This window comes from Mycobacterium shimoidei (assembly GCF_900417275.1).
Classification (GTDB): Bacteria; Actinomycetota; Actinomycetes; order Mycobacteriales; family Mycobacteriaceae; genus Mycobacterium; species Mycobacterium shimoidei.
The window spans coordinates 1,163,449-1,179,833 of sequence record NZ_UEGW01000001.1; the positions used below are offsets into that span (position 1 = coordinate 1,163,449).

Genomic DNA, 16,385 nt, shown 5'->3' on the forward strand with positions numbered 1-16,385 from the left:
GAAACAACGCCCGTTCCGCTTTTTGCGCGCGAACGCAGGCGTCAGTCCAGCGGCAACGTCTGCACCCAGCGCTGGATGTCCGGGGTAACCGGGTCCGCGATGTCCTGGAACTTCGGACTCTTCTTGATCACGCCGGCCACCATCTCGCAGACCGGGACGACGCGCTTGCCGTCCGCCCGGGTGGCCTCAAGCGCCTCCTGGATCAAAATGGTCGCCAACCCGCGTCCGCCGAAGTCAGGGTCGATTTCGGTGTGATAAAAGATGCGCTGGTTATCACGGTCGGCGACGTTGGCGTGGCCGACCGTCTTGCCGTCGACACCAATCGTGTACTTGCCCGCTTCGGCGCTGACCGTGGTTTGCGCGCCGGTTTTGTCTGTTGCCATTTGTTCCCCAACCATACGGCCCTCACCGACGTGGTGGCCGCAGCGCTTTCATCGCGATGCGCAGCACCGGTTCAGGGATCCGGTCCTTGGCCGAGAGCGCCGCGCCGGCTGCCCGCGACCGCAACAAAGTGCCCCGACCGAACATCCGATTCAGCGGACCGCCGGACGGCTCGATTTCGAAGTGCAGTGGCAAAGCGCCTTCCGAGGCGCCCAGCGCCTGCGAGATCACGATCCGCTGGATCTCGCTGGTGCCCTCAAAAATGGTGTACAGCTTGGCATCTCGATACCACTTCTCCACTGGGTGATCGGTGATGTAGCCCCAGCCGCCCATCGTCTGGATCGCGCGTTCAGTGGCCCGGACGGCGACCTCACTGGCGGCCATCTTCGACATCGAACCCTCGCCGCGGTCGAACGCGATTCCGTTCGCCGCCATCCAGGACGCGCGCCAGGTCAGTAGCCGCGCGGCATCGATCTGGGTGGCCAACTCGGCCAGCGGGAATGCGATGCCCTGGTTGTCGATGATCGGTGCGCCGAAAGCTTCCCGCTGCGTGGCGTAGGTGGTGGCATACTCCAGCGCGGCGCGGGCGATGCCGATCGCTTGCGCGGCGACCATCGGGCGGGTCTGTTCGAACGTACCCAGTGTTGCCGAGCTGGACCTTTTCCCAGCGCCGGCTTCGCGGACCTTGGCGAGTTTGTGCTCGAGCTTTTCTTGTCCGCCAAGCAAATTGCTCTCCGGGATGCGGACACCGTCGAAACGCAACTCCGCGGTATGCGACGCACGGCAACCGAGTTTGTCGAGTTTGCGCACCAGCTCCAACCCGGGTGTGCCCCCGGGGACGATGAACAACGCCTGGCCGCGGTGGCCCAACTCCTCGTCCACGACGGCGTTGACCACATGCACGTTGGCGATACCGCCGTTGCCGATCCACATCTTGTGGCCGTCGATGATCCAGTCGCTGCCGTCGCGTCGGGCCGTGGTGCGCAGATTACGGACGTCGCTGCCGCCCTCGGGTTCGGAGATCGCCAGTGCCGCGAGTTTGATGTCGCCCGGCGTTCCGAAACATTCCGGCGCCCACTCCAGCATCTGCTCAGCAGACGCGGCCTGCCCGATCGCCGACAGCGCCAGCGCCGGCATGACGATGGCCAATCCGATTCCGGCGCAACCCCAGAACAGCTCCTCCATGAACATCGGCAACGACAACCCGGTGGGGTCACCGATGAGGTCGCGGTAGAACAACGGGCTGTAGAAGCCCTGCTCGGCGGCCTCCTCGAGCACCGGCCAGGGAAATTCCTGCCGTTGGTCGTAGCCGAGGGCGACCGGGCGAACCACCGTCTCGGCGAACTCGTGTGTGCGCTTGGCCAAGTCGTGCTGTGCTGCCGTCGGTGTCAAGTCGAAACCCATGATGTGCCCTTGCAGTCACAGCCATCGGCGTCAGGTCGCCGATCACTTCTTCTGACCCGAGCAGTTGCCGCTTTGCGGGCCGGTCAAACCCGCGGGTCAGGCCGCCGATGGCGGGCCGAGCACGGTCGGCAGGTGGAACACCGTGGTCGTCACCGCGACGGCGTCGCCCTCCCGCCGCGCCAGCAGCGCAGAGTTTTCGGGTAGTTGCCTGGAGTTGATTTCGCCGGCGGCGATCCGCCGCAACGTGTCGTGGGCCTGGGCGAGCTGCTCACGCTTGCGGTATTGCCCGCCGGGCAGTTTCACGCCGGCCCATACCCCGTACTCCTCGCGGTGCTCGACGGCGTCATGGGCGCATCGGCGCTGTTGTGTCAGCGGACAGCGACGCAAGCACAGCAGCCGCGCCTCGGTCGACGATTGTTCGTAGGCGCGGGCCTTCGCGGCGCCATCGCCGCCATCGTCGTCGGCGTAGCCGAACCAAAGGTCAGGATTGACTGAGCACGGGTAACCCATCGGGGCGCCTCCTCTACAGGTGTAAAACGTAGGCGGAAGCGTATACACACTCCGATGTTCGCCGCAAGGAAACGCTACAAATACGTATATAACGAGACAGCCACGGTTGCTCTTGTAATATTCGGATATGTGCGGAGCGCTGCGGTGAGCCGTGAATCAGCGGGAGCGGCGCTGCGGGCCGTGCGCGAGTCGCTCGACTGGTCGCTTGCCGACCTTTCCGCCGCGACCGGCGTCAGCGTGATGGGCCTGAGCTATCTGGAGCGCGGCGCGCGCAAGCCGCATAAAACCACGATTCAAAAGGTAGAAAACGGGCTTGGGCTGCCACCGGGAACCTACAACCGGCTCCTGGTGGCGTCCGATCCGATGGCCGAGCTGGCCCAGCTGACCGGCGCGAAGCCCACCGAGGGCATGTCCGCACGACCCCCAGGGGCGATTGTCGTGGACCGCCACGGCGACACCGAAGTGCTGGAGAAATACGCCGAAGCTCAGCTGGAAGCGCTCAACTCGGTGATCAATCGCCTGCCAGCGAAAACATCAAACGAATATGAGACGTATATTCTCTCTGTGATCGGACAGTGCGTGAAGGCGGAGCTGTTGGCCGCGAACTCGTGGCGGGTGGCCGTCAACGCCGATCCCGAATCGGCCAGTCGGATCATGCGGCATCTGCAAGCGATCGACGCCACCCGCACCGAGCTGCTTCAACGCATGCCGACCAGCTTGAGTGCCCGATTCGACCAAGCTTGCGCGCGATCGTCGCTGCCCGAACCTGTCATCGCCGCACTCCTGGGGATCACCGCGGACGAAATGTGGGATATCCGAAACAGCGGTGTGATCCCTCCCGGCGCACTCCCCCGCGTTCGCGCTTTCGTGGAGCACGCCGGCGATTAAGGAGGCCGATGAGCCAGGGCGAACTCGAAGTGCTCGGCCGAGCGCACCAACTGTTCGCAGCTGCCGGCCCACCCGCGACGCTCATCGCGGTGCACGACGCTCCGGCTCCGGGCGCTGCGGTGCTTACCGGTGCTGGTGGGGCGCGCTACCAGCTCGCGGTCAGTGGCAGCCGCGCCGCATTACGCTCCGCCGCCGACACCGACGCCGCGGTCGCGACCGTCGTCGGTGCGGCCCACCACGACCACCTGGCGGCGCACCACGACACGAAGCGAGTACTCGACGAGGCCCGTGCCGACCGGGGCACATCCAACGCGCCGCTCGCCCAGCGGGAAGCCGTACGCCGGCGGGTGGCGCGACTGCACGCACAACGCCGGCATGTGTTGTCGGCTCGGGCCCGCGCCCGGCGGCACTCGGCGGCCCTGCGGGCGTTGCGTTATCGCGCGTTGCGCCGGCGCGCCGCCAGGTTCTCGCCGGCCTGCGGCCGCGCCGGGGTTGCTGTGCGTGCGGCGCTGTCCAAGTTGGGCCGGCCATACGTTTGGGGCGCAACCGGTCCCGGCCAGTTCGATTGTTCCGGGCTGGTGCAATGGTCGTACGCACAGGCCGGAATCCGGTTGAGCCGCACCACCTATCAGCAGATTCACGAGGGGATTCCGGTGCCGCGCTGGCAAGCCAGACCAGGTGACCTGGTGTTCCCCCACCCGGGGCACGTGCAAATGTGTATCGGCAACAATTTGGTCGTCGAGGCACCTCATGCCGGCGCCACGGTGCGGATCAGCCGGTTGGGCGACCACGTACAGATCCGGCGGCCGCTGCCGTAAGTCGGCTAACAAGTGAATTGTCGGCGAACACGGCTGCGGCTACGGTCGCCGCATGCAAGGGCCGGTTCCGCAGCGCCAGCTCGGCGACGCGGCAGACAGCATTCGATGTGCGGAAGCCCATTTGGCGCACCAGAATTCAGCTGTTGCCCAGATCGACCTGCAGGTAATCAACGCGATACTGAACGCGCATCTGCAAACAGTCCAGGGCCGCGACGCGCTCGACCGTCTGCAGCAGGACATTCAGGCGGCAATCCGCACCCGAACCGATCTCGACACTCCGTCGGGGGCGCGGGACATGCAGCGGTTTCTCATCGGCAAGCTCCGAGACATCCGCGCCGTGGTGGCCGACACCGGCCTCGACGATACGTCGAAGTCGGCGCTCATGGCGGCGTGGACGTCGCTGTATGACAGTTCGAGAACCCTGGACTCACCGGACTCACCGGCCCCGGGCAAGGCGCCAACGGCCTTGCCGGAAGCCGAGATGGACCCCTACCTGGATTCGTTGGTCGACGACTATCCCGACCTGATGTCCACGGACCCAGCGCCGCGAGGCGACGCGGCGATGCCGATGCCGCCGACAATGCCGGGCTTCCCGGGTCTGGGTGGGGGAGCGGTCCCGGGGTCAATACCGCCCCTGGGCATGCCGGGCGCAATGCCATCGCCCGGATCGGCACCGGAACTGGGCAGGGGATCGAGCGAGCCTGTTGACGATGTACCGGAAGATCTGCTGCGCGAAGAAGACCGCGGCTCGGCCGATGCCGACCAACCAGGCTCTGATGACGACGCGCCGGCGCCATCAGCCACGGCGGAAGCTCCACCGCCGAGCGGACCAACTACGGTCACGTTGCCGAGCGGTGAGACGGTCACCGCTGCCAGCCCCCAACTCGCTGCGGCGATCAAGGCCGCTGCGAGTGGGACACCCATTCCGGACGCGTTCCGCCAACAGGGGATCACCATCCCGCCAGCCGGTACCGCAGTCACGGAGCCGATCGATCCAGAGCGCGTGGTCCCGGGCGACATCGGCATGTTCACCGATCACCACGCGCTTGCGCTCGGCAACAGCAAGGCCCTACTCAACGGACAGATTCAGCACATTTCCACGGTGAAAGGACCGAGTTTTCTGGGCTGGGAACATCCGCCCGCACCGGTGAGCGCCGCCGCACCGGCCCGCCCCGAAGCGCCGGCGCCGACCAGGCCCGCCGGTGGGTAGAAGGAGACAACGATGGCAGAGAAAATCCAGGTGGTGCCGGCGGACCTACGCGCGGCGGCCGACCACCACGATCAGCTGGCCGAGTACCTACGCGCAATCCCGTCGTCGCATCCGGCGATCCAGGAAAGCCTGGATTCCCTCGGACCGATCTTCGGTGCGCTGCGTGACGCCGGCCGCGACCTGCTCGACCAGCGGCGACAGTGCTATCAACAGCAAGCCGACGATCACGCCGACATCGCCGACAAGCTCCGCGCGGCCGCGGATCTATGGGAACAACACGAGGACAACGCCGCGCGCACACTGGACCGCATCGGTGACGACGCACGATGAGTGATGCCAATCCGGACTTCGACACGGTGCACCCGAGCGGGCAGATCCTGGTCCGGTCCTGTCGCGGCGGATATCTGCACAGCCTGGCGCTGAGCGAGGGGGCGATGGACACCGACGCGGCGACGTTGGCGCAAGGCATTCTGCTGGCCGCAGACGTTTCCTATCTGAAGGCGTTGCTTCAGATACGCCGCGAAATCGTCGAGGCCGGGCATACTCCGTCAGCTGAGGTTCCCACCACCGCCCACCTCGATGCGGCCGTCGAAAAATTACTGGCCCATCGATTGCACTGCCGCTCTCGACCGCAGCTAGCGTAACCAGCCACTCACCGCCCCGGGCATCGGTACGACATCGGTGGGCGGATCGATGGGGTTGGCGCCAAACAATTCTCGCGCGCGAGCCAGCAACACGCATGTTTCGTGCAGCTGTTGGTGCAGCGCAGAATCAGCCATGGTTTGACGCTACTGTCGCTACGCTCCGCCCACAATTCACGCACTATTTGGACTCCTCGACGGCGACGGTACGCTTAGCCGGTGGCGATCTTCGGATGGAATACGGCGCGTCAGCGTCTCCGGAGAGCGGCTCAGGAATCACTCGCGATTCCGGCCTTCGGCTCGGGCGTTGACTGCACACCTTGGGTGATCGATGGTCTATGGCCGGACGAATTGTCCCGAGGATCCCCTGAAAACGTCACGGTGGCAAGGCATCTCAGGGCAGAGTTGGAACGAATCGCTCGGTCGGCCAACCACAAGCTGAACGCGATCAGGCATGCCGCGATGACCGCTCCCGCGCGCCAAGCAGAAGAGACGCGCGTGGTCAACGACGCGCGAGCGGTGGCCGCCCAGCGGGTCGAAGCGGCCCTGCGCCGGTTGCGCAACAAGCTGGAGGACCTTCCCACCGAACAGCTACCGCCGGTTCCCCCCGGGCCCGCTGAGGGGCCAAGCGCCGATGACACTGCGCCGCTGCCGGTCGTCACATCGGCACCGTCTGACAACCGGGAAGCGGAGATCGGGCCCGACGCGCCGGCGCCGCAGGCGCCGCCCAACACCGCTCAACCGCAGTCGGCCGACGAACGACTACACAAGCTCGTCGAGTTCATGGCCCGGCAAGAGCCGGGGTTGTGTTGGGCCGCCGGAGACAAAGAGAACGGCATGACGGTGGTCACCACCGACATCGCCGGGGGATGGATACCGCCGGGTATCGCCGTGCCGGCCGACGTGCGGTTGCTGCCGCCGCAGCATCGCATCGGTACCGCGACCGACCTTCTGGGCCCGACGACGGCCGTGGCTGCCTATGCTCCCGGGGATCCGTTGGGATGGTCTTTCGGCTGGGCAACGGAATTGGACACGGCTGCGAATTCGGTATGGCCGCGGCGGTTGCCGCCGATCGACGATCTGGGCTGGCTGTTGTGCGCCGCAACCCAAAGGCGTGACGGCTTGCCGCGGATAGTGCACACCTTGGCCAAAGCGGGTGCCGAGCGCACGGCCATTCTGGCAGCCGAGATCGACGAGTTGCACGCTTGCCTGGAAACCACCCGACTGCAGCTGGTGAGCCAGTACCCGACCGTCGACCACGACCTGTTGCTCGACTGCCTGTTGTTGGCCGCTACCGAGGGCATCGCCACCGGGGACCGCATAACGGCGAATTACCACTTCGCCTGGTACCAGGCCCTCAACGCGCCCGCGGTCAGCAAATCTGCGCAACGGTCTGAAAACCTGAATTGACGCTGGTCGTTGGCCGTCGACATACTGACACGATGTCGGGGGCGCACAGTCGGGAGCGAAGTGACAAGGATCTCGTCGAATCGGTGCTACGGGACCTCAGCGAGGCCGCCGACCGATGGGAAACGCTTGTCGCCGAGGCTGAATCCATCACCTACAGCGTTGAGTTGGGTGATATTCATGCCATCGCCAATTCGGACGGCAAGTTGATCGAATTGGCACTGCACCCCGACGTGATGACCAGCTACACCCATTGCGAGTTGGCGGATCGGTTGAACCTCGCGATCGCGGCGCTACGCGCCGAGGCCGAAGCCGACAATGCAACACGCTACGGTGGCAACCCTCGATGAATCCCGATCCGCTTGCCGTGCACGCAGTCGAGCTCCTGACTCGCGGGCACGGCCTATACGGCGGCGAACCAGAGCTCGCCGATGCGTCCGCCGACCTGCTCACCCGAACAACTAAGGCCAGCACACCGGCCGAGCAGGCGGTCTCGGCGCCGGCGACGCGCCAGCTCACTGCTCGGCTGCGGCGGGCTGGCGCGGTTGATCGTCACATCGCCGCCGCACTGGTGCACGCGGGCGCTGACCATCGGCGCGGACGGCATGCCACCCGCAGCGTCCTGCACGACGCATACGGCGACGCGATGCCAGCCGCGGACACCACCATGGGGCGGCGAGAGGCATTGCGGCGCATGGCTGCTCGACTCCGCGCGCAGCGCCGCCATATCCAGCGCTCGCATCGACACGCGGGGCGGCTGGCGCGCCGGCTGCGCCGGCTCGGCTATCTACGCCGGTCGACGCCAGGCGGTGCCACGCTTGGTGCCGTCCGGTACGAGCGGCATCCATGGCCGGCCGATCGGACTCGGCACTACATCGACGCCGCGCTCGACCACCTAGGCGTCACCGATCGCGCGGCCCGGCGCAATTGGCTCAACGGGTACCAGACGCTGATCGCCCGAGAATCAGGTGGCCGGCCCACTGCGGTGGCCTCGGAGCCGGCCACCGAGCCGGGACCGCGGCAACCGGACGGCTATCGCCTCGGCTACGCGCGGGGTATCACCCAGACGATCCCCGCTACGTTCGCCCGCTATCACCAGGCGGGCACCTCGACCAATATCTACGATCCGGTCGCCAATATCTGTGCGTCGATGAACTATGTCATGCATCGGTACGGCGTTGCCGCCAACGGGGAGAATCTCGTTGCACTGGTGCAGCAGGCGGATGCGCGTCGGCCGCCGAAAGGATATTGATCGTGCCGCTGAACTTGTCCAACCGAGATCAGAATTCGGGGCACCTGTTCTACAACCGACGGCTACGCGCCGCGATCACCCGCTATTCGGTCCGAATGAAGCATGATGACCGCAAACAACAAGCGGCGTTGGCGCTGTCGATGGTGCTAGTCCTGCTCGGGGTGGGCTGGATGGCGCTGCTGCATTTCCTGAAGCCGGCAGGGCTGGTGGGGGAGTCGGTGATCGTCGGCGATCGTGACAGCGGGGCGATCTACGCCAAGATCGACGGCCGGCTGTATCCCGCGCTCAACCTGACCTCAGCGCGCCTCGCCGTGGGCAACGGCGGCACGCCGACCTGGGTTCGGTCCTCGGAGATCGACAAGTACCCGACCGGTCCGATGATCGGCATCCCCGGAGTGCCAAGCGATTTTGCGGTCTCCTCCGAGCCGAACTCCGCGTGGTCGGTTTGCGACACCGCCGCCGCTGCCGGCAGCGGCACACAGCCCGTGGTGACCGCAATCGCCGGCGCACTCACCGACACCGCTCGGGCCGGTCCGATGGCGCCTGAGCAGGCCATCTTGGCGAACCACCACGGCTCGACTTACGTGATCTGGGGCGGACGCCGATCAGGTATTGACCTTCGGGACCGGTCGGTGACATTCAACTTGGGTCTTGATCCGACGGTCACGCACCCAATCGAAATCTCCAATGCTCTGTTCGACGCCATGCCCGCAACCGAACCTCTTGTGGTGCCGGATATTCCGGAAGTGGGGACGCCGTCGACCTGGCTACCGGACGAGACGGTGGGAACAGTGCTGGAAACCCGCGACGCCAACGGGGTCGTCAGTGGGTTCTATGTGCTGCTGCCCGGCGGCGTGCAGAAGGTCAGCGGCTTCGTCGCCGACATCGTCCGCACCGCCAATTCGCAGAATTCGCCGACGCCGAGGCTGGTGTCACCCGACAAGCTGGTCAACATCCCCACGGTGGACGTGCTCGATGTCGACTACTATCCCGCCGGGAAGCTGACCTTCATCGACACCGTCGCCAACCCGGTGACCTGTCTGGCCTGGACGAAACAGAGCGGCGAACCACAGGCCGAAACCACGATCATCAGCGGTCGGCGGCTGCCGGTGCCTCCCAACATGCAGTCGCGGGTGGTGCGTCTGGTGCGTGACGACCGCGGGCCCGATTCGGTGGAAGCCGATCAGGCGTTGGTGATGCCGGGGGCGGCAAACTTCGTTGCGACGACGAGCGGCGCCGTCACCTCCGAAAGCCGGGAAAGCCTGTATTGGTTGTCGCCGCAAGGTGTCAGGTACGGAATCCAATGGGACCGGGCCACTTTGCGAGCGCTGGCGCTGGATCCCGGCCTGGCCGTGCAGGCGCCGTGGGCGATAGTGCGTACCTTCGCGCCCGGACCGGCGATCAGTCGCGACAGCGCGCTGTTGGCCCGCGATGCTGTCACCGCCGGCGGCGCAGTGGCGCCGGTCCCGGGCGTCGACCACTCGACCGGAGGTTAGCGGGTGTCCAAGCGAGGTTTCCCCAGAGGCGCGCGCACCGCGCCACCGGTCGTTTCACCGACCCGGGTGGTGGTTGCTCCTCCGCTCGCGCTGCCCGAACGCGAACCGCGAAACATGTTGCTGATGATCGCCTTACCGGCTTTGCTGGTGGGGATTCTCGGGACACTTGTGGTGATGTACGTGTCCGGCATCCGGTCCTTGCAATCGGGCTTCTTCCCGATGATGGGGCTGGTCGGCTTCGGCGCGCTCATGTTCAGCGGACGTTTCGGTCGAGGACGCCGAATCACCTGGGGCGAACAGGAAAAGCAACGCCGCGTCTATCTGCGTCAGCTCGACGAGGACCGCGACGAAATCCAGCGTGCCGTCCAGGATCAGCGACGTAGCCAGCTGTTCGTCCATGCCGACCCGCAACAGCTGGACACCGTCATCGGTGGTCCCCGGATGTGGGAGCGCCGGCCCAGCGACCCGGATTTCCTCGATGTCCGCCTGGGGATCGGGGTTCAACAGGCCAATGAATCCGCGGTGTCGCTGCAGTGGCCCGACGTCCCGGTCGGTGAAGAGCTGGAACCGGTAACCGGCAGTGCGCTAAGAGATTTCATCCTCGAGCAGAGCAAGATCCGCGGAATCGGCAAGGTGCTGAGCCTGCGGTCGAAGCCCGGCTTCAGTTTCGTCGGTGACGACCAGGGCGAACTGCACCGCCTGGTGCGTGCGGTCCTGTGCTCACTGGCGGTTTATCACAGCCCCAACGACCTGAAATTCCTTGTGGTCACCCGCCATCCGCAGCTGTGGTCCTGGCTGGTGTGGTTGCCGCACAACCAGCACGACGAGATGTTCGACGCGTGCGGGATGCGGCGACTGATCTTCGTCTCGCCTACCGAACTCGAGGAAGCACTCGATTCCGAGTTGCACCGCAAAGGGCGCGGTCCATGGACGCCGCCCACCGGGACCAGCCCGACGTCGATGTCGTCACCGCTGGAGGCAATGCCCGGCCTGACGCTCGGCCCGCATTGGGTGATCGTCGACGATGCCGTCGGTACGCCGGAACAATGGGAGGGCGTCACCGGGCAGAAGGGCATGGCCGGTATCACGGTGCTGCGGTTGGCAACTCGCCTCGGCACCGGGGTGGGTTTCACCACCGCGGAGGAGCGCTTCACCCTCCGCGGCGGCAAGCTGTATCACCAGGACGCGTTCTATGCGGTGGCCGACCTGCTCGCCGAGAGCACCGCAAACCGCTACGCGCGGGCGATGGCCCGGTGGACGCCGACCAGCTCCGGCGACGTCACCGAAACCGACAGCCAGGGCGGCGAGTTGCTCAAAGCGCTCGGCATTGGTGATCCCCGCCACCTCGATGTCGACCGGCTGTGGGCGGAAAGCCGCGGTCGCGGTGACCCGAAGTGGGCGATGGTTCCGGTCGGCGTGAAGCCCAACAACGAACTGCAATACGTGATCTTGCGCGCCAAGGACTTCGGCGGCTTCGGATTTCACTCGGTGGTGATCGGCACCTCCGGCTCAGGTAAGTCCGAATACTTCCTGTCGCTGTGCAGCGGGATTGCGCTGACACATTCACCGGAAACGTTCATCGTGATCTTCGTCGACATGAAGTTCGAATCCGCCGCGCAAGACCTGCAGGGATTTCCGCACGTTGCCGCCTCGTTGTCCAACCTCGGCAACGACGACCGCCACCTCGCCGAGCGAATGCGCAAAGCCATCAACGGCGAAATCGCCAGACGCTACCGTCTCTTCAAGGAGGCCGGCGCCCGCGACGCCAACGAGTATGAGGAGATGCGACTGGCGGGACGCGACCTCGAGCCAGTGCCGATCTTGCTGGTCATCATCGACGAGTATCTGGAACTGTTCATCCATCACCCGGATTGGATTGATCTGGTCATCCACATCGGGCAAGAAGGCCGGGGCTGCAACGTCTTCTTCACTCTCGGCGGCCAGCGGCTGGATCTGTCGTCGCTGAGCAAGGTGAAAAGCAACATCGCGTTCCGGGTGGCCCTGCGCGCCGAGACCGCTGAGGATTCCCGCGATGTGATCGGCAGCGACGCAGCACTGCACCTGCCGTCGAAGGAAAACGGGTACGCCTTGCTCAAGGTTGGGCCGCGGGACTTAGAACAGTTCCGGTGCTTTTACGTCTCGGCGCCGTTCGTCGTGCCCAAGAAAGTCGCCCACCCCACTAGCACCGTTGACATCAGCTTCTCCAAGCCGCGGCCACTGACGTGGGAATACCAGCCTCTCAGCGACGCCGACAGCGCCACGCTGTCGGCGGCCGAACAGCCGGACCAACCAGACGAGTATCTTTACGATTCCGACGGCTTCCGGAAGAAGAAACTGGTCGACGTCGTGCGTGACTCGCTTGGGTCACACTCGGCACGGCCTCCGCACCAGATTTGGCTTCCGCCTTTGGAAACCAGCGAACCTGTCGACGCGCTGGTGTCACGCTGGCGCGGTAAGAACTGGCGCGTCGACTATGGGCAAAACCCCGGGCTGGTGTTCCCGGTGGGCATCGTCGATATCCCCGAGGAGCACGCGCAGCGCGTCCACGGGATCGACGCCGAGATGGACAACATCATGGTGGTCGCCACCGCTCAACGCGGCAAGTCGACCACATTGATGACGTTGATCATGTCCGCGGCACTGATGTACCGGCCGGAGCGGGTGACATTCTTCTGTATCGGCGCGTCGCTGTATCCGGTCGAGGACATTCCCCATGTGGCCGCGGTGGTCAGTATGGCCGACAGCGAAGGGGTGTCGCGCACCGTGGCCGCCGTCGAGGCGTTGATTCGCGCCCGGGAGGCGTCGTTCAAGCACTATCAAATCGACATCAGCGAATTCCGTGAACGGCGCTTCGGTGCGGCGGGCGGCGGTGGCACCGACCCGGACGACGAATTCGGCGACGTATTTTTGGTCATCGACAACTTCGGCGACCTCTACGACAAAGACTCCGAACTCGGTGATCGCGCGATCGCGATTGCACGTCAAGGTCTGTCATATGGCGTACACGTGATCACCAGTGCCAACGCCTGGCTGGTGGGTCAGAAGCAGGCGCTGCTGAATGTGTCGAACGCCCGAATCCAGTTACGACTCAGCAATCCTGAAGAATCACAGATGGGTACCACCGTCGAACAGCGCAGAGCGGCGCGAAACACCCTGGACCGCCCGGGTTTTGGTCTGACCAGGCGTGGATACGAGCTGCTGGTCGGGGTGCCGGAGATCACCGCCACCAACGGCGCACGGGTTCCGACCCGCGAGGCCGGAGCACTCATCGCTGAGCTGACCGGAGCCCGCAAGGTGCGAAGCCTTGCCCGGTTGCCCGAACGCGTTGCGCTGAGCCAGATCATCGCCGACTTTGCCGACACCGCCGAGGCGACCGAGGAAATGAGCATCCCGTTCGCGATCGGGGAAAGCGCCCTGCAACCGGTATCGCTTCCGGCGGGCACACTGCCCAACCTGCTGGTGGTCGGTCGCCAGGGGTGCGGAAAGACAACAACGCTGGCGGCGCTGGGCCACGCGATCGCGGGCCGGTTCACGCCCGAGCAGGCGCAGATCACCATCATCGACCCGAAGACGTCGCTTATCGGGAAAATCCGCGCCCCCCATGTGCGCAGCTACGCGTATACGCCCGAGGACATCGACGACGTCATCACGGAATTGGCGCAAGTCCTGCGTGACCGGCTGCCACCATCGGGGCTAAGCCAAGACGAGTTGCTCAGGCGCAGCGGCTGGGAAGGGTCGCGCCACTTCGTTCTGATCGACGACGAGCACGAACTGCGACCGCACGGCGAGATCGGCAAGCCCGCCGCCACCGCGCCGCTGTGGGGCTTGATCGAGCGCAGCCGCGAGATCGGCCTGCACGTCATCGCGTCTCGCCTTCCCGGTAACTGGGCCGGGATTTCGGTGATGAACCCGTTCCTGCAGAAGATGACCAGCTCTCGGGCACCCACGCTGTTCATGGACAACGACCCGGGCACGGTCAAAGTCTCCGGTCGAGTCAGCGCACAACAACTGGCGCCGGGCCGAGGTTTGTTGGTGACCACCGACGGGGCGATCGAGGGGGTGCTGGTCGGCATTCCTGAGTAGCCCAAAATTAAAATGGAGGGGAGAAAAATGTTGCCACTCAACGTAGTTCCGGGGGCAGTCGACGTGTCGGCGGCGACGGAAGCGGGGATCGGAGCGGAAATGGCCGCCGGTACCGCCATGGTCGCTCCCGCGCTGACTACGGTGACACCGATGGCGGCAGACGCCGACTCGGCGGCGTTCTCGGCTGCGTTGAACGCTACTGGCGCGGCCTACCTTGCGGCTGCCGGCGAACATGTGGGCCAGCGGGCCGTTTTCGCCGGGGCTCAAGCGCTCGGGTCGGGCACCTACGTGGCGAGCGAAGCGCTGCGCGCGGCTAACCTGGCCTAGCAGAGGCCATGGCCGACCCGAGATGGGCTGGTCCACCCGAAGCAATCGCCGCCACCTTCGAAACCGGTTGCCCGGCGTCGGTGCTGGCCAACAATGCTGCCTGGACCGCCGAAACCGCCTGCCACGAAACATCGATGGGTATTTCGGCCGCCAATACGGCAACCACCGCCACATGCTGGCAGGGCATGGGTGCCACCGCGTCGACCGCGACGGTGGTGGGGATCAACACCGCGCTGCAGGCCCTGATCGCGTGGATCGCTGAAAAGATCGCGATCACGCAAGCAGCCGCGGACGCGTTCAGCACCGCGAGTTCCTCGGTGATCCCATCGGCGGTATGCCAAGCCAACCGCGACGAGTGGGCGACCGCCAATGCCACGAACTTCTTCGGTGTGCGGACACCGGAAATCGTCGCGCTGGACACCGAATACTTCGGTGAGCATTGGCCGCACAATTCCAGCGTGGGGTGGGCGTATTCCGCTGCGCTGAGCGCGTTGACGGCCGCACTGGCAGTGCCGCCGCCCATCGCGCCGATCGGTGCGTCACCCGCCGGGCCGACTGCAGCCGGTGCGGCCCTGGCCGGCACCGCCGCTCAAACCGGGCTGAGCGATGCGGTGCAGGCTTCGAGCCGGGGCGCCCAGGCCGTCGAGCAGATCGGCTCCGTGCCCGCGGCTGCGGCGGGCCGAATCGGTTCGCTGACACAACCGCTGCAGCAAGGAATCTCCGGCGTCGCCCAGCCGATGGCGGCGCTCGCGCAGATGCCCGCGCAAGCACTGCAGGGATCGACAGGCATGCCGCAAACCCTGCTGCAGTCCGTGGGCGGAATGTTCCCGGCGGGCGCAGCGTCCGACGTTGCCGGGGCCGAACCGCTCGCCGGCCCGGGGAGAGCCGCGGCGGGGCCGACCGCAGTGGGTGCTGGCAGCTACCCGGGCGCCGGGCTGACCAGCTACCGCCGCCCGGCGAACAGCTTCGACCCGCCGCCCGGCGGGAGGCCGGCCGGGCTGCGGCCGCAGCGGTTCAGCACCGCGAATGAATCGCGCGGCCCGACGGCCTCGCCGGTCGCGATGGCACCATCCCGGCCGCACCCACGCACCCGAGACGAATCAGCCGAAGAGCCGGTGGCGCGGGCACACGTCTACGCCGACGATGATCCAGAGCAATCACAGCAATGACAGCAATAATGTTGTGCCACAGCAGCTATCGCGAATTCAACAGGTTGTCCACAGGTGAAGTGACAGCCACCGAATCGGCCATAAACTCCTAGCCAAACCCCCGCGTGCAAGCGGCTGAGAACAGGGAGTGGGCATGCCGAACGCAACTGTCGTGACACCGGAATTGCTGCGCATCACCCAGCAGGCCATCGAATCGGCCCTGCAGTATGCAACCGCCGTGGCCAACGAATATCTGTCCGGCCATGAAAACGTCATCGGTGTGGCGACCTGGCATGGCCAGGCAGGCTCCACGTCGCTGGCCACCGCAGGACAAATCAACCACGACCTACAACAGACCGTCGCCGGTGGTCAACGGCTGGCCCACGGACTCGGCCGGGCCGCAGCCCTCATGGAAAACCACGAAGCCGATGCGTCCCATGGGTTTACCGGACTCTTCACCGGTGCGCGTTAAGCCCCGTCAATAGCGAAGCAACTAGACAGGAATAGATAATGTCAGACCAAATCACCTACAACTACGGCGCCGTCACCGGTTTCGCATCCGACGTCGCTTCGCGCGCCGCGCAGTTGATGGAAATTCACGACGACATCCAGCACCGCACCCAAGCGCTGGCCGACTTCTTCCAAGGTACCGGCGCCGCAGCGTTCTTCGACGCGCAGCAGCAGATGCTGCACGGCTTAGAGGGCCTGATTCACACCGTGAGCCAACACGGGCGCGTCGTCAACGACACCGCCGAAAGCGCGCAGGCGACCGACCAAGCCATCAGTCAAGCGTTCATCTAGCCACTGCCTACGGGATGCG

At 65.5% G+C, this 16,385-nt stretch carries 18 protein-coding genes; 14 read left to right on the forward strand and 4 right to left on the reverse strand.

Going from position 1 to position 16,385, the window contains the following annotated elements; translation table 11 throughout:
- Positions 1-41: 41 nt before the first annotated feature.
- The 3 genes from MSP7336_RS05655 to MSP7336_RS05665 all read right to left on the reverse strand — a co-directional run bounded on the left by MSP7336_RS05655 (position 42) and on the right by MSP7336_RS05665 (position 2,295).
- Positions 42-383, reverse strand: coding sequence for a GNAT family N-acetyltransferase (locus MSP7336_RS05655; RefSeq protein ID WP_069394037.1), 342 nt, complete (start codon positions 381-383; stop codon positions 42-44).
- A 22-nt stretch (positions 384-405) separates the two neighbouring features.
- Positions 406-1,785 carry an acyl-CoA dehydrogenase family protein gene (locus tag MSP7336_RS05660; protein ID WP_069394036.1) on the reverse strand — a complete coding sequence of 460 codons (1,380 nt, stop codon included), beginning with the start codon at positions 1,783-1,785 and terminating at the stop codon, positions 406-408.
- Positions 1,786-1,881: 96 nt separating this feature from the next.
- Positions 1,882-2,295, reverse strand: coding sequence for a WhiB family transcriptional regulator (locus MSP7336_RS05665; RefSeq protein WP_069394035.1), 414 nt, complete (start codon positions 2,293-2,295; stop codon positions 1,882-1,884).
- A 144-nt stretch (positions 2,296-2,439) separates the two neighbouring features.
- Here MSP7336_RS05665 and MSP7336_RS05670 point away from each other — a divergent pair, with 144 nt between their 5' ends.
- Genes MSP7336_RS05670 through MSP7336_RS05690 form a run of 5 tightly spaced genes read left to right on the forward strand, consistent with a single transcriptional unit; the run spans position 2,440 to position 5,855 of the window.
- Complete coding sequence (locus tag MSP7336_RS05670; RefSeq protein WP_113963244.1) at positions 2,440-3,183, forward strand: helix-turn-helix domain-containing protein; 744 nt, start codon at positions 2,440-2,442, stop codon at positions 3,181-3,183.
- An 8-nt stretch (positions 3,184-3,191) separates the two neighbouring features.
- Positions 3,192-4,001 (forward strand): C40 family peptidase, encoded by an 810-nt coding sequence (locus MSP7336_RS05675; RefSeq protein WP_069394033.1) that lies wholly within the window; start codon positions 3,192-3,194, stop codon positions 3,999-4,001.
- 52 nt (positions 4,002-4,053) lie between these two features.
- Entirely contained in the window at positions 4,054-5,211 is a 1,158-nt protein-coding gene (locus MSP7336_RS05680; RefSeq protein ID WP_069394032.1) for a DUF4226 domain-containing protein, read from the forward strand.
- Between the two features lie 12 nt (positions 5,212-5,223).
- The gene (locus tag MSP7336_RS05685) at positions 5,224-5,541 is read left to right on the forward strand and encodes an ESX-1 secretion-associated protein (protein ID WP_069394031.1); all 318 of its coding nucleotides are present in this window, start codon (positions 5,224-5,226) and stop codon (positions 5,539-5,541) included.
- Entirely contained in the window at positions 5,538-5,855 is a 318-nt protein-coding gene (locus MSP7336_RS05690; RefSeq protein WP_069394030.1) for a DUF2694 family protein, read from the forward strand. The genes MSP7336_RS05685 and MSP7336_RS05690 overlap by 4 nt, the downstream gene beginning before the upstream one ends.
- Here MSP7336_RS05690 and MSP7336_RS23695 read toward each other — a convergent pair.
- Positions 5,847-5,990, reverse strand: coding sequence for a hypothetical protein (locus MSP7336_RS23695; protein WP_181786576.1), 144 nt, complete (start codon positions 5,988-5,990; stop codon positions 5,847-5,849). The genes MSP7336_RS05690 and MSP7336_RS23695 overlap by 9 nt on opposite strands.
- Positions 5,991-6,314: 324 nt before the next feature.
- Between MSP7336_RS23695 and MSP7336_RS05695 the strand changes: the two genes are divergently transcribed.
- The 9 genes from MSP7336_RS05695 to MSP7336_RS05735 all read left to right on the forward strand — a co-directional run bounded on the left by MSP7336_RS05695 (position 6,315) and on the right by MSP7336_RS05735 (position 16,366).
- Complete coding sequence (locus tag MSP7336_RS05695; RefSeq protein ID WP_308207464.1) at positions 6,315-7,262, forward strand: DUF5631 domain-containing protein; 948 nt, start codon at positions 6,315-6,317, stop codon at positions 7,260-7,262.
- 32 nt (positions 7,263-7,294) lie between these two features.
- On the forward strand, positions 7,295-7,609 hold the full coding sequence (locus MSP7336_RS05700) for a DUF2710 family protein (RefSeq protein ID WP_069394028.1): 315 nt from the start codon (positions 7,295-7,297) through the stop codon (positions 7,607-7,609).
- A complete protein-coding gene (locus MSP7336_RS05705; RefSeq protein WP_069394027.1) occupies positions 7,606-8,511 on the forward strand; it encodes a transglycosylase SLT domain-containing protein in 906 nt (301 codons plus the stop codon). The genes MSP7336_RS05700 and MSP7336_RS05705 overlap by 4 nt, the downstream gene beginning before the upstream one ends.
- A 2-nt stretch (positions 8,512-8,513) precedes the next feature.
- Positions 8,514-10,007 (forward strand): type VII secretion protein EccB, encoded by a 1,494-nt coding sequence (gene eccB, locus MSP7336_RS05710; RefSeq protein ID WP_113963245.1) that lies wholly within the window; start codon positions 8,514-8,516, stop codon positions 10,005-10,007.
- A gap of 3 nt (positions 10,008-10,010) precedes the next feature.
- Positions 10,011-14,090: a type VII secretion protein EccCa gene (eccCa, locus tag MSP7336_RS05715; protein WP_113963246.1), complete on the forward strand. Its 4,080-nt coding sequence runs from the start codon at positions 10,011-10,013 to the stop codon at positions 14,088-14,090.
- 27 nt (positions 14,091-14,117) lie between these two features.
- Complete coding sequence (locus MSP7336_RS05720) at positions 14,118-14,417, forward strand: PE domain-containing protein (RefSeq protein WP_084226254.1); 300 nt, start codon at positions 14,118-14,120, stop codon at positions 14,415-14,417.
- A gap of 8 nt (positions 14,418-14,425) precedes the next feature.
- On the forward strand, positions 14,426-15,586 hold the full coding sequence (locus tag MSP7336_RS05725) for a PPE domain-containing protein (protein WP_069394024.1): 1,161 nt from the start codon (positions 14,426-14,428) through the stop codon (positions 15,584-15,586).
- Between the two features lie 133 nt (positions 15,587-15,719).
- Positions 15,720-16,037: a type VII secretion protein EsxD gene (locus MSP7336_RS05730; protein WP_181786578.1), complete on the forward strand. Its 318-nt coding sequence runs from the start codon at positions 15,720-15,722 to the stop codon at positions 16,035-16,037.
- Between the two features lie 38 nt (positions 16,038-16,075).
- On the forward strand, positions 16,076-16,366 hold the full coding sequence (locus MSP7336_RS05735; RefSeq protein ID WP_069394022.1) for a WXG100 family type VII secretion target: 291 nt from the start codon (positions 16,076-16,078) through the stop codon (positions 16,364-16,366).
- Positions 16,367-16,385: the final 19 nt, after the last annotated feature.